The organism is Planococcus beigongshangi (assembly GCF_016820495.1).
Lineage (GTDB): Bacteria > Bacillota > Bacilli > Bacillales_A > Planococcaceae > Planococcus > Planococcus beigongshangi.
Window position 1 is genome coordinate 545,199 of sequence record NZ_JADHDU010000003.1, and the last position, 13,659, is coordinate 558,857.

Here is a 13,659-nt window from a genome sequence, read left to right on the forward strand (position 1 = left end):
GATTTTGTGAAAATTGTCGTGATGTCGCAAAATGACCTGGAAGCACAAGGGCTGAAATGGGTTGCAGAATCACATCTGAACAGGGTGGAGGTCTCGTTTTCCAAAGAGGGCGACGCCGACTGTTTTATTGTCGATATGGAATTATGGGATGAAGAGCTGGAAAAGGATTTTTCTCAGCGGAATGTCCCTTGGATCGGCCTGTCATCCGATCGGACGTTCTTGACCGCTTACCGGGCGTTGAAGGGGAAAGCCGCCGATCTATTGTTTCGGCCGTTTGATCCTTTGCTGTTGGTGAAGCAGCTTCAGCAGATCCGTTTCCAGCTCCGCAATGAAAAATCAGGGCAGAAAAGTGAAGAGCCCGCATACCTCAGATACGAAGATTTCTTCGATGCGGATGTGCTGTCTCCGCCAATCACTCTCGCGGCTTTCGTCTTGCCGGATAAAACAAATTATCCATTATTGAGTAAACAGCTGAAGCAATATCCTTTCCATAAAGGAGCGGAGATTTTCGCCTTCTCGGATTTCGTTCTTGCCGCATTTCTGACGAATGATGAGCAAGCCTGCATCGAAGAAAGCCGCATGTTCCATGAATTATGGAAACGGGAAATAAAAGAGGACCTGTCGATTTTCGTCAATGCCCGCCGGCGGAACAAACTGAAGGATTATTATCAGGATACCCGCGATATGACTTCGCTGGTTTTTTACGAGGGCTATGATATTTCGGTGATTGAACACGAACCCATTGCGTGGCTGCCGGTCGATCCATTTTTGACGCCGGTGGAGCAGCGGCAATGGATCGAGATGCTTGAAAGTAAAGATACAGCTGCCATCCATGCCTGGATGCAAAATGAGTTTCTTTCCTATTCCCGTCCCTATCCTGATCCCGAAATGATCCGTGTGCGATTGACCAGCGTGCTGGCACAGGCCCGCCGCTATATGAAATCCGTCCATCTTGAGGATGGACACTGGGAAAAGAGCTATCATGAAGTTTTCGAAATCATCGTCAAAGATCCGGTTGTCTACCGCATCGCCCAGTCGACGCTGAACTTCATTGTCACCGTAGTGTCGGCAGCCGTTAAAAAAGCGGAAATCGGGGAATCGGCGATGTCAGAGGAAGTCCGCGCGCTGATGGAAGCGAATTACTGGAATCCGAATTGGAATCTGGCAGCATGCGCGGAGCAGCTGGGGATGAGTAAAAGCACGCTTAGCCGCCGGTTCCAGCAGCAGAATGGCCGGAAATTCAGTGAATTGCTGATACAGCTCCGGATCCGTGAAGCCAAACGGCTGATGAAGGAAACGGAAGTGCCTCTCGATGAAGTGGCGCGGCTTAGCGGTTTCGGCACCGCGTCCTATTTCAGTTCCGTCTACAAAAAACATGAAAACCTGACGCCTTCCCAATACCGGCAAGGCAAACTTCATCTATAGAAAAAGAACGGCATCCCGGATGATGCCGTTTTTATTTTATCAAAAAATCAGCAGAAAAATGATAAGTATAAAATAATTTAAAAAATTTTTAAATTTTATGATAAAAAATGAAACAAAGCGATAAAAATAAAATATATTAAAACTAAATAACAGAATTTTTCCTATAGAATGAAAATATAGACAAAGGAGGAGTTTGAAAATGAAAACGGTTTCAGAACAAAAGGTCATCCAATACAGAGGCACAAAACTCAATACGAAAGGCTGGCAGCAGGAAGCAGCTTTGCGGATGCTGATGAATAATTTGGATCCTGATGTGGCAGAACGTCCGGAAGATCTGGTTGTATACGGAGGAATCGGCAAAGCGGCACGGAACTGGGAAAGTTTCGATGCCATCGTCCGTTCGCTGAAGGAACTTGAAAATGATGAGACGCTGATGGTGCAATCGGGCAAGCCGGTCGCTATTTTCAAAACGCATGAAAACGCGCCGCGGGTGTTGATTGCCAATTCGAATATCGTGCCGGCCTATGCCAATTGGGAAACGTTCCACGAACTCGATAAAAAAGGGTTGATGATGTATGGGCAGATGACTGCGGGAAGCTGGATCTATATCGGTTCGCAGGGCATCGTCCAAGGGACATATGAAACGTTCGCAGAACTTGCAAAACAGCATTTCGGCGAATCGCTGAAAGGGACGATTACGCTGACTGCGGGACTTGGCGGCATGGGCGGTGCGCAGCCACTTGCAGTTACGATGGCGGGCGGCATCTGCATCGGCATTGAAGTCGATGAGACGAGAATCGACCGGCGCATTGCTACACGCTATACAGATATCAAAACCGATTCGCTCGATGAAGCGATTCGTCTCGCAGAAGAAGCGAAAGCGGAAGGGCGTGCCGTGTCGATCGGGTTGCTCGGCAATGCATCGGATGTACTGCCGGAAATGCTCGAAAGAGGTTTTATACCGGATGTGCTGACAGACCAGACTTCCGCACATGATCCACTGAACGGCTATATCCCATCGAAAATGTCACTTGAAGATGCAGCATCTCTCCGCGAATCGGATCCGGCTGCGTATATGAAACTGTCGAAAGCATCGATGGCGCAGCACGTACAAGCTATGCTCGACATGCAGGAAAAAGGCGCCATCACATTCGATTACGGCAATAACATCCGTCAGGTCGCGAAAGATGAGGGTGTTGAAAATGCCTTCGATTTCCCGGGATTTGTACCTGCATATATCCGTCCGCAATTCTGCGAAGGAAAAGGTCCGTTCCGCTGGGTGGCGTTATCCGGTGATCCGGAAGATATCCGTAAAACGGACGAAGTGATCCTGCGTGAATTCAGCTACAACACACATCTCTGCAATTGGATCAAAATGGCGCAGGAGCGGATCCAGTTCCAGGGGCTGCCAGCCCGCATCTGCTGGTTAGGATACGGCGAGCGTGCAAGGTTCGGGAAAATCATCAACGATATGGTGGCGAGCGGCGAATTGAGTGCACCGATCGTTATCGGCCGCGATCATCTGGATTCCGGTTCAGTTGCCTCACCGAACCGTGAAACAGAATCAATGAAGGATGGTTCAGATGTGGTCGCTGACTGGCCGATTTTGAACGCGATGGTCAATGCAGTGGGCGGCGCGACGTGGGTATCACTTCACCACGGCGGCGGAGTCGGGATGGGGTATTCGATACACTCCGGTATGGTCATAGTTGCGGATGGCACGAAAGATGCCGAAGCGCGTTTGGAAAGAGTATTGACGACAGATCCGGGAATGGGCGTAGCGCGCCACGTGGATGCCGGCTATGACATTGCTGAAAAAACAGCACGTGAAAAAGGCGTCAATATTCCGATGATGAAAGGTGGAAACCAGAAAAATGGTTAAAGCGGTTTGGATCAAACATGCACAGTTAGCGACGATAAAAGGACAAAATGGACCGAGGTCAAAAGAAGCGATGAGCGAACTCGGCTTGATCGAAGACGGCAGCGTCTGGCTGGAAGACGGCAGGATCAAAGCGGTCGGCACGACGACGGAACTGGAGCAGCAATTTGCAGACCGTGCAGCTGAAGCGGAAGTCATCGATGCAGGCGGGCAACTCGTGACACCCGGGCTGGTCGATCCGCATACACACGTCGCTTATGGGGGCAGCCGTGAAGGTGAATTCGAAAAACGCCTTCAGGGAACTTCCTATATGGATATCATGAATGCAGGCGGTGGAATCCATGCCACGATGCGCATGACGCGTGAAGCGACGGAAGAGGAACTTGTTGAACAGACGACGAAACGGCTCGATTCTTTCCTCGAACATGGCGTCACGACAGTCGAAGGCAAAAGCGGCTATGGCATGAACCTGGAAACTGAATTGAAGCAATTGAAAGTCATGCAACGGTTGAACGCAGAACACCCGATCGATCTTGTTCCGACGTTCATGGGCGCGCATGCGGTACCTTCCGAATATAAAGGGAAAGAAGACGAATTTGTCGATTATTTAATAGAAACGATGCTGCCGGAAGCGGCGGAACTCGCTGAATTCAATGACGTATTCTGCGAAAAAAATGTTTACACGCCGGAACAGTCCGAGCGCATTTTGGAAGCCGGTAAAAAATATGGCCTGACTCCGAAAATCCACGCTGATGAAATTGTCTCCTATGGCGGAGCGGAACTGGCTGCGAAAGTCGGCGCCATTTCAGCCGAGCATTTACTGAAAGCATCCGACGAAGGCATCAAAGCGATGGCAGCTGCGGGCGTCATTGCCTGTCTGCTGCCGGCGACGGCCCTTTACCTTCGGGAAGACGCAGCGCAAGGCCGCAAAATGATCGATTCGGGAGTGGCTGTCGCGATTTCAACCGACTGCAATCCCGGTTCATCGCCGACTGTTTCCATGCCGCTCGTCATGAACCTGGCCTGCATTTCAATGCGCCTGACACCGGCGGAAGCCCTGGTGGCCGCCACTTATAATGCTGCCTGCGCCATCAAACGCGAAGACCGTGCAGGATCGATTGAAGTCGGAAAACAGGCGGATATCGTTTTATGGAAAGTGAAATCCTATCAGGAACTTCAGTATTTATTCGGCGTGAATCATGTGCAGCGTGTCTGGAAAAACGGTGAGAGGGTGGTTGGATGATTTATCTGAAGAAACCGGAATGGAGCTGGCAGCCTGCGGAGCGGGTAACGCATGTGCATCATTGGGTGAAACAGGAAGGGGAAGCGGACGTCATTCTGTTTGGCGCGCCGCTGTCCCGTTCCTCTATTTCCGCTTCTGCGGCTTCCGAATACCCGGAAGCGTTCCGGAAAATGTGGAAAGGTTTCGCCGCGTATAACCTGGATGAACGAATCGATCTGACGAAGGTTTCTGTACGGGATGCAGGTGACGTCGCCATGCATACGACGAACATCAAAGAGTCGCACCGCCGCATTGAAGACACGGCAGAAAGTCTCGCGAACGGCAAACTGACCTGCATGATCGGGGGCGACCATTCGACGACCGCCTGTGCAGTGAGAGGTTTTAAGAAAGCATTTCCCTATGAACGGATCGGCATCCTGCAGCTCGATACCCATCTTGATGTCCGGGACCCGAAAGAATTGGGTCCGGCAAACGGCACGCCGATCCGCCAGCTGATAGATGGAGATACGGTCCGCGGGGAAGATGTCGTGAACATTGGCCTCCATGGCTATTTCAATACGAAAGAGCTGGTGGATTATGCGGATGAAAAAGGCATCCAAATGGTGACGATGCGTCAGACAAGAAAAAAAGGCCTCACTGAAACCATCCAGGAAGCCATCCAGGCACTTGGTGATGTCGATCGCATATACGCCACAATCGATATGGACGTTTTGGACATTGCTGTCGCTCCCGGCGTCCCGGCTTCGACACCGGGCGGCATGAAATCGGAAGAATTGTTCGAGGCTTTATTGGAAATAGGCAAATCGGAGAAAGTTCGGCATATCGATTTTGTCTGCCTGGATCCGCAAAAAGATGATCATGTGTCAGCCACAGTCAAAACAGGGGTGTATGCGTGGCTGCAATGGATGACAGGGGTAGCAATGAGAACATAAACAGCAGATCGCCTACCTCATCCTTTAGTATGCTAACGCGTTACCGCTGTATCTTGTTAAAATATGGTAATTAATCCTTGAGATTTAGGTTAATGAAATTTATACTGAGGGTAACTCAAGATGCGATGGCGGCTGCTATCGCATCTTTTTTCGAAGGGATGGGAAGTATCATGATTACTTTGACAGGGAACGATTTAACGATTGAACAATTAAGAAGAATTTTATTTGAAGGCGAAGCCATTGAACTGGACGCAGGTGCCATGGAACGTGTCCGCAACAGCAGAGCAGCTGTCGAACGGATCGTAGCGGAGAAAAAGACAGTGTACGGCATTAACACGGGATTCGGCAAATTCAGTGACGTCAGCATTGCTGAAGAAGACGTGAATCCGCTGCAGCTTCATCTGATCCGCTCGCATGCCTGCGGAATCGGCAAACCGTTTTCGGAATCCGTTTCACGTGCGATGGTCGTGCTGCGCCTTAATGCGTTATTGAAAGGGTTCTCTGGAATTCGTCCGCTCGTCGCAGAACGGCTGGCGATGATGGTCAACGAAAAGATTCATCCGGTCATTCCGCAGCAGGGTTCGCTTGGCGCTTCAGGTGACCTTGCGCCGCTTTCCCATTTGGCGCTTGTACTGATCGGAGAAGGCGAATACTGGAAAGACGGTGAGGCTGTGAATGCTTCATCTGTATGGCAGCAATTTGGCCTGGATCCCGTCGAACTGGCGGCGAAAGAAGGGCTTGCGCTGATCAACGGCACACAGACGATGACGGCACAAGGCGCAGTCACTTATATAGAAGCAGAAACTTTGGCATTGCAAAGCGAATGGATTGCGGCAATGACTTTCGAATCGCTGTTTGGAGTCATGGATGCTTTTCATCCGGCAGTCCACGAAGCGCGTGGTTATAAAGAGCAGATGGCGGTGGCAGAACGCATGCGCTGGTGGCTCGACGGCAGCCGTCTGTCCACAGTGCAGGGAGAGAAACGCGTCCAGGACGCCTATTCGCTGCGCTGTATTCCACAGGTTCACGGCGCCAGCTGGCAAACGCTTGCTTATGTAAAAGAAAAGCTTGAAATCGAAATGAACGCAGCAACTGATAATCCACTGATCTTTGAAAATGGCGATGTCGTTATTTCCGGAGGGAATTTCCACGGACAGCCGATCGCGTTTGCGATGGATTTTCTAAAAGTTGCAGTTGCTGAACTGGCCAATATCTCGGAGCGCCGCATTGAGCGCCTCGTCAATCCGGCGTTGAACGAAGGGCTGCCGCCTTTCCTCAGCCCGGAACCGGGTCTTCAGTCGGGAGCGATGATTCTGCAATATGCAGCGGCAAGCCTTGTCTCAGAAAATAAAACCCTGGCTCATCCGGCATCGGTCGATTCGATTCCATCTTCCGCCAATCAGGAAGACCACGTCAGCATGGGGACGATCGGTTCACGCCATGCGCGCGATATTACAGAAAATGCCCGCCGCGTATTGGCCATTGAAGCATTCTGTGCGGCGCAGGCCGTTGAATACCGCGGAGCGGAAAGAATGTCGCCGAGAACGGCCGAACGTTTGACAGCAATCCGCAATGTAGCGGGGCCAATCGATGAAGATCGTGTGTTCAGCCCGGACATCGAACGGATTGCGGCATTCCTTTTCGAAGAGGCTTATCTCGGAGTTAAAAAAAGTGTTGTTTCCTGAAAAGACAACCTGCGCATTCTAAATACTTTCAAGCTCATTGAATTCGCTGTTTTACGAATGAAATATGAAAAAGCGCTGTATATTGCAGCGCTTTTAGTTTGCCCAAATCATTTCTGGTCGGCTTAAAATAATTTTAATTATAGGTGCTTACCATGAGCAGCAAATTAATGGTGACCCATTTTTCACTTGTTGAAAAAGATTGTCCTATTAAATCATAGGTGAAAAGCGTTCGTAAACGTGTATGCTTGACGGTGAACGTTCGTAAAGTCATTTGACACGTTTACGAACGCTATTTTTGGTCATTTTCAGTTGTTTTTAAACTGTTCGTAAAAGTGTACTTTTACGAACGCTTTTTAAAGAGCTCACTTAATATAAGAAACTGTATTTAACATATCTTCACTGTCCGTCTATTAGTTCATCGCCATTTTGCGCAATGCTTTTTGCGTGGTTCCTTCAACTGCTGTGCATATTATGACGTTTCCAGGGAATAGACGACTAAAGGACAGAAAGAACGTTAGCAAAATAGACAGATGCTTCTGTTGTGTATTTAGAATCCGTGTAGTTTTTCTAAAATCAAAACTGAAACAGGAGAGGGATGTATTATGGCAAAAGCTCATAAATCCACCAAGAATATTAAGTTGGCTTTCGTGATCAACCTTCTATTTTCAATAGGCGAACTCATTGGGGGCTTTTTAATTAACAGCGTCGCAATCATGTCTGATGCCATTCATGATTTAGGAGATGCCATTGCTTTAGGGATTTCCTGGTTTCTACAAAAATTTTCAAATAAAGAAGGGGATGAGAAGTTTTCGTTCGGTTATAAACGTTTTTCTCTTTTGGGCGCATTAATTAATGCAGCTGTTTTGATTGCTGGCTCTATTTATATTTTTACTCAAGCCATCCCTTTGCTGTTTAATCCGGAACATTCCAATGCCCAAGGGATGATTTGGTTTGCCATTGTAGGTGTTCTTTTAAATGGTTATGCAGCTTTCAAGTTACATAAAGGAAAATCAGTAAATGAAGGAGTCCTATCCTGGCATATGCTCGAAGATGTTTTAGGATGGGTGGCAGTGCTGATTGTCGGCATTGTTCTGCTTTTCAAGGATATCCACATCCTCGATCCGATTTTATCCCTTGCAATTGCACTGTTTATTTTGGTGAATGTTGTGCGTAATCTTACTAAAACCATGAAAATTCTGTTAGAAGGCGTACCAGAAGGAATTGATATAAATGAAATACAGACGAAAATCGAGAAAATTCCAGGGGTATTGTCTGTCGGGGATTTAAACATTTGGTCGATCGATGGAGAAGAGAATGCATTGAATCTACATCTTTCTGTCGAGGGAGATAGCCTTGCGGATTCAAACGTTATAAAAGAAAAAGTAAGAAAGGTCACTTCTGACCTAAAAATTGCCCATTCTGCCATTGAACTGGAATGGAAAGACCGTTAAAAACCTTCCTTTTAATGCGTGTGATTTTTAGTACGGAACTATAGATTACTAATTGGTTGTTTTAATCAGACTTTCAAAAAGGAGGCGTTGCAGTTGGGAAGTGAACATGGCCATTCTCATGGCAGTAATAAAAAAGCATTATTGATTTCTTTTGTAATTATTACAATCTATATGTTTGTAGAGGCGATCGGAGGCTTTCTGACGAATAGTCTGGCATTGATTGCTGATGCAGGACATATGTTAAGTGATTCCATTTCGTTGGGAATTGGTATACTGGCTTTTACAATCGGCGAAAAGGCAGCGGATCAATTCAAAACCTATGGGTATAAGCGATTTGAAATATTGGCTGCTGTCTTTAATGGTGTCACACTTGTTTTGGTATCCCTTTATATTTTTTATGAGGCTTATCACCGGTTTTCCGATCCGCCAGAAGTTGCGACAACGGGCATGTTAATTATTGCGGTTATCGGGTTACTGGTGAACATTTTGGTTGCGTGGATCCTGATGCGGGGTGGCGATACCAAAGATAATTTAAACCTTCGGGCTGCGTTCCTTCATGTCATGAGCGATTTACTTGGATCTGTCGGCGCCGTCACAGCCGCGCTCCTTATTATGTTCTTTGGCTGGGCATGGGCAGATCCATTAGCGAGTGTAGTAGTAGCAGTACTCGTATTAATCAGCGGCTGGCGTGTTACAAAAGAAGCCGTTCATGTATTAATGGAAGGGACACCAAAGAATGTGCATATCGATGAAGTGACTGCAACTATTGAAAACATTCCAGGTGTAATAAATATACACGATTTGCATATATGGAGTATTACCAGCGGGCAGAATGCATTGTCAGGGCATGTGGTCATTGTAAAAGGAATTTCGTTTGAAGAAAGTCAACTCATCCTAAGGGAAATTGAAAAAACTATGGCTGCCCATATGATCGGACATGTCACAGTGCAGCTTGAAACCGCGGAACATCCACATAAAGAATCCATTACGTGCCAAGCCAATTCAGAAACAAACAGTGCTGATCGCAATCATCACTAGTCTGATGCAGATAAATCCTGCCATAACGAAGAAGAGGAACGGAAAATCCGTTCCTCTTCTTTTAATTTATAATATTTTAGGAATGCAAATTCAAGATGATTCTTTCGCTTTTTTTTGCTGGTAGAAAAACTTCGTCCATAAAAAAAGCGCAAAGCCAATGAACAGGATTGGCAATTGCAAACCGATTGTGTCATTAACGAAGAAATCGTAAATAGCCCAAAGCAGCAACGCTGCAAAATAAAAAATGAATCCATAAATTGAAGCATTATCCTTCAGTACTTTCTTCTTTTGATTCATGTGGTTCTCCCCTCATTTTAAGCGATTGGTTGTGTAGTTAGTATTGCGCAAGTACTGCTACAGTAATAAACAGCCACCTATAGTTTCATGGGTGCTTTCGCTCTGCATACTACTTAACTTTAATCTACAGAAATTGAAAATCAACCAACTTTTATGTCTTTTTAAAGAAAGAAAAAGTTAATTAATTCTTGTTAGAGTTTGTTTTTATTAAATCGGCAGGTTTTATTGTTCGGCATTCACAATATCGTTGGAAATTTGCGACAGATTCCCGAATTGATGCGAGGTCGCATAGAAGTAAAGCAATGATTCTGATAAACTGAACCGAATGCAGGAATGGAATTCGGCATTCTGAAGGAGGAAGCCGAAGTGAAACTGAAATTGATTTCAGCTGTGTTAACTGGATTATTATCCATTTTTTTGGTTACCCCAAACATGGCTGCAGAAAAACAATCTTTACAAGAAGAAATAATATACGATCTGCTGGTCGACCGTTATTTTAATAAAGTAATCCAAAATGATAGTAAGGTGAATTCTGTGGATCCCACTGCATTTAATGGCGGGGACTTCGCAGGTCTCAGCAGTGAAATGCAGTATATCAAAGACATGGGTTTTACAGCGCTCTCAGTCGGCTCTATATTCTCCAGTGCGACTTATGACGGAAAAGAAGTGTTGGACTACGAGCAGCTTGAACCAAGTTTTGGAACAGAGGAAGAATGGCAGGAAGTAATTGCAAAAGCACATGAACTGGACATGAAAATAATTATCGATCTCCCCACTCAAAAAATCAGCAAGAATCATTTATGGAGGGCAAGTAACCCTGAATGGTTCACTGAAAATGAAGATGGAACGGTTGCGCTCAATACCAGCATTCGGGAAGTACAAGATCAGTTGATTGAGCGTTTCAGCTCGTTTGTCACTGAATTTGAGGTGGATGGAATTCGGTTGCAGACGGCTGATAAATTGGATCCCGCTTTTATCGAACGCTTCTCAAAAAGCATGAAAGATCTTCGGGATATGTATATATTGAGTGACGTTGCGATGGATTCTGTCTCCGGGATGGATGCAGTTATGATGCCAGGGATTGAAGAAGCACTCCGGAACAGCTATAAAAATTTTGATCCCGATTCAAAAGTTCCTTCCGACTATTGGGAGCAGGCGAAGGGCAATCTGACTCAAGTGGATTCCCTGCTAAGTTCCCGTTTTACATCTGATGTAATTGAAGAAAGAGGGTTCCCCCCAACAAGATGGAACTTACTGATGTTTCAATTATTGACGATGCCGGGCACCCCCGTGGTTCAGTACGGTTCAGAAATTGCCGTAAATGGAGCTGCGGCTCCGGATTCCCACCCAATTTTAGATATGGGGGTAGGGGAGGAATTAATTGATCATATTACCAACTTAACTTCCCTTCGAAACGAATCAGAAGCGCTCCGCACAGGTGAAATGGAGATATTGTATGATAAAGAAGGGTGGCTCGTCTATAAGCGTTCCGATGAAAAGGACACTTGGATAATTGCGATCAATAATTCTTCTTCCACTAAAACTTTCGCCATTCCAGCAAATGTAATTGGCTCAGGGAAAGAGATGCGCGGATTATTTGAAAATGACATTATCCGCGAAAATGATGAAGGCAATTATCAAATTACATTGGATAGAGAAGTCGGCGAAGCGTTCACTATAATTGAGCAAAGAGGTTTAAACAAAGCTTATATTGCTGCATTGATCGTTTTGTATTTTACGTTTATGATTTTCTTGTGGTTTGCATGGCGGAAAGGCAAGAAAAGGTCAACAAATGGGAAGAGAAAACTTTGAGGTAGTGAAAAGATGTGCTGCTACAAAATTATTAATCGCCAAGAACTACACTAGTCAACAATTAAATTGTCCCCACTCCAACATTTCTGGAGAACATAGCCTGGATATGCATCTGCATATTCGGGCTTTTATTTTGGGGAATGTGATGTCTGGCTAATAGACGAAACTAGAGGATTTGGCGGAAGGGAACTGCATCGGCAAGTAAATATTTATATAAATGGATATTATAGCCAAAAAAATTTCAGTGACAAAGTCAAACTGTAAAGTTATTGTAACAGAACGATGCGTTTCAAGTGATACAATACAATAGTTGAAATTTAACAATGCATTCAAATCAAGCGAACCTTATTGCAAAAAATTGTTATTTTAAAGTATGAAAATAGAGAAATAGAGATATAAATAGAGAGATAGAGATACAAATTGAGAGGGGAACATGAACTTGAAATCAAAAATGATATTGACGGGTTTGTCATCAGTATTGGCTTTGTCGATTTTAGTCCCGACAGCGAATGCAGACAAACTGACTGAACTTGAACAAAAGAAACAGGAAATTGAACAAAGACAAAGTGAATTGAATTCCGGTATTCAGGAAAAATCGAATGAAATCAGTATAAATCAGTCTGAACTGGAAAAAATCATGACTAAAATCACAGAGCTGAATACTAAAATACAAGAGACAGAAGCTAAAATGAACAGCGTACAAGCTGATATCGACCAAACGAAAGTGGAAATCGAGGAATTGAAAGGTTCCATTGAGGAACTGGAACGCAAGATTGCTGAGCGGACAGAATTGCTGCAGGACCGTGCGCGTGCCATCCAATTGAGCGGTGGATCCGTTGACTACATTGACGTTTTATTGGGCGCCAACAGTTTTATTGATTTTATTGATCGCTTTTCAGCGGTTAGTACTTTAATAGAAGCAGATCGGGAAATTATGAAAGAACAGGCGGAAGATAAGCAACTTCTAGCGGAACAAAAGGCGGAAGTTGAAACCAAGCTTGCTGAACAAGAAAAGCGCCGGACAGAACTTGTGACATTAAAAGAATCTCTTGATGGCCAGAAGAAAGAGCAGGCGGGTCTGCAAAAAGAGTTAGAAGCTGAACAAACCCGTTTGGCTAAAGAAAAAACAAATCTGGAAAGTGAACAGGCCGAAACTGTAGATATCAGTGCAGAATTGGAAAAAGAGATTGGCAAAGAGCAGGCGCGTCTGGCTGAATTAGCCAAAAAAGCAGAAGAAGAGCGACAACGCAAGTTAGCGGCAGAAAGAGCGGCAGCTGCACAAAAAGCGGCCAGTGAAAAGGCGGCAAGCCAAAAATCAACTTCTCAAAAATCAACTCCACAAAAGTCAACAAGCTCGGCTGTAGCTTCTTATACAGCACCGGCGAGTAATTCTGGGTTCATTGCACCAATTAATGGTCGCTTGACTTCAAGCTTTGGCGGACGGGATATCGGAGCTGGTCTGGAGAGCCATAAAGGCATCGATGCTGCGGTTCCAACCGGAACGCAAGTCTCTGCATCTGCTTCAGGTTACGTATCGTATGCAGGACCAATGGGAACATACGGAAATGTCGTCATGCTGACCCATTCGATCAATGGCCAAACGTTTACAACTGTTTATGCACACTTGAGTTCCGTCAGTGTTTCTCAAGGACAATCCGTTTCTCAAGGACAAAAAGTTGCGGCATCCGGAAACACAGGGCGTTCTACAGGTCCGCATCTACATTTCGAAATCCATATTGGCTCGTGGAACGGCGCACGTTCAAATGCTGTAAATCCTTTCAATTACATCGGTGGATAATTCATAAAAAGTCGGCAACCTTCGAGGTGTCGGCTTTTAATTTTAATCGACTAAATGAAAATAAGAAACTGTTTGGATATTGAATTTAGAATGCCATAA

Annotated in this window: 10 protein-coding genes; 9 read left to right on the forward strand and 1 reads right to left on the reverse strand. The window is 45.6% G+C overall.

Going from position 1 to position 13,659, the window contains the following annotated elements:
• Window positions 1-6: 6 nt before the first annotated feature.
• From IQ294_RS16450 to IQ294_RS09870, 7 genes are all read left to right on the forward strand, one after another.
• On the forward strand, window positions 7-1,425 hold the full coding sequence (locus tag IQ294_RS16450; RefSeq protein ID WP_203333856.1) for a helix-turn-helix domain-containing protein: 1,419 nt from the start codon (window positions 7-9) through the stop codon (window positions 1,423-1,425).
• A gap of 199 nt (window positions 1,426-1,624) precedes the next feature.
• Window positions 1,625-3,307 (forward strand): urocanate hydratase, encoded by a 1,683-nt coding sequence (hutU, locus tag IQ294_RS09845; RefSeq protein ID WP_203333857.1) that lies wholly within the window; start codon window positions 1,625-1,627, stop codon window positions 3,305-3,307.
• A complete protein-coding gene (gene hutI, locus IQ294_RS09850; RefSeq protein ID WP_203333858.1) occupies window positions 3,300-4,547 on the forward strand; it encodes an imidazolonepropionase in 1,248 nt (415 codons plus the stop codon). The genes hutU and hutI overlap by 8 nt, the downstream gene beginning before the upstream one ends.
• On the forward strand, window positions 4,544-5,479 hold the full coding sequence (locus IQ294_RS09855; protein WP_203333859.1) for an agmatinase family protein: 936 nt from the start codon (window positions 4,544-4,546) through the stop codon (window positions 5,477-5,479). Before hutI ends, IQ294_RS09855 begins: the two co-directional genes overlap by 4 nt.
• A 170-nt stretch (window positions 5,480-5,649) precedes the next feature.
• Complete coding sequence (hutH, locus tag IQ294_RS09860) at window positions 5,650-7,164, forward strand: histidine ammonia-lyase (RefSeq protein ID WP_203333860.1); 1,515 nt, start codon at window positions 5,650-5,652, stop codon at window positions 7,162-7,164.
• A gap of 602 nt (window positions 7,165-7,766) precedes the next feature.
• Window positions 7,767-8,615 (forward strand): cation diffusion facilitator family transporter, encoded by an 849-nt coding sequence (locus tag IQ294_RS09865; RefSeq protein WP_238942735.1) that lies wholly within the window; start codon window positions 7,767-7,769, stop codon window positions 8,613-8,615.
• Window positions 8,616-8,708: 93 nt separating this feature from the next.
• Window positions 8,709-9,653, forward strand: a complete 945-nt coding sequence (locus IQ294_RS09870; protein ID WP_203333861.1) for a cation diffusion facilitator family transporter — start codon at window positions 8,709-8,711, stop codon at window positions 9,651-9,653.
• A 90-nt stretch (window positions 9,654-9,743) separates the two neighbouring features.
• Here the strand turns inward: IQ294_RS09870 and IQ294_RS09875 are convergent, their stop codons facing one another.
• Window positions 9,744-9,950 (reverse strand): hypothetical protein, encoded by a 207-nt coding sequence (locus IQ294_RS09875; RefSeq protein ID WP_203333862.1) that lies wholly within the window; start codon window positions 9,948-9,950, stop codon window positions 9,744-9,746.
• Between the two features lie 366 nt (window positions 9,951-10,316).
• On the opposite strand from IQ294_RS09875, the gene IQ294_RS09880 reads away from it, so the two are divergent.
• Together IQ294_RS09880 and IQ294_RS09885 are read left to right on the forward strand one after the other, a co-directional pair.
• Window positions 10,317-11,762 carry an alpha-amylase family glycosyl hydrolase gene (locus tag IQ294_RS09880; RefSeq protein ID WP_203333863.1) on the forward strand — a complete coding sequence of 482 codons (1,446 nt, stop codon included), beginning with the start codon at window positions 10,317-10,319 and terminating at the stop codon, window positions 11,760-11,762.
• 433 nt (window positions 11,763-12,195) lie between these two features.
• Complete coding sequence (locus IQ294_RS09885) at window positions 12,196-13,560, forward strand: murein hydrolase activator EnvC family protein (protein ID WP_203333864.1); 1,365 nt, start codon at window positions 12,196-12,198, stop codon at window positions 13,558-13,560.
• Window positions 13,561-13,659: the final 99 nt, after the last annotated feature.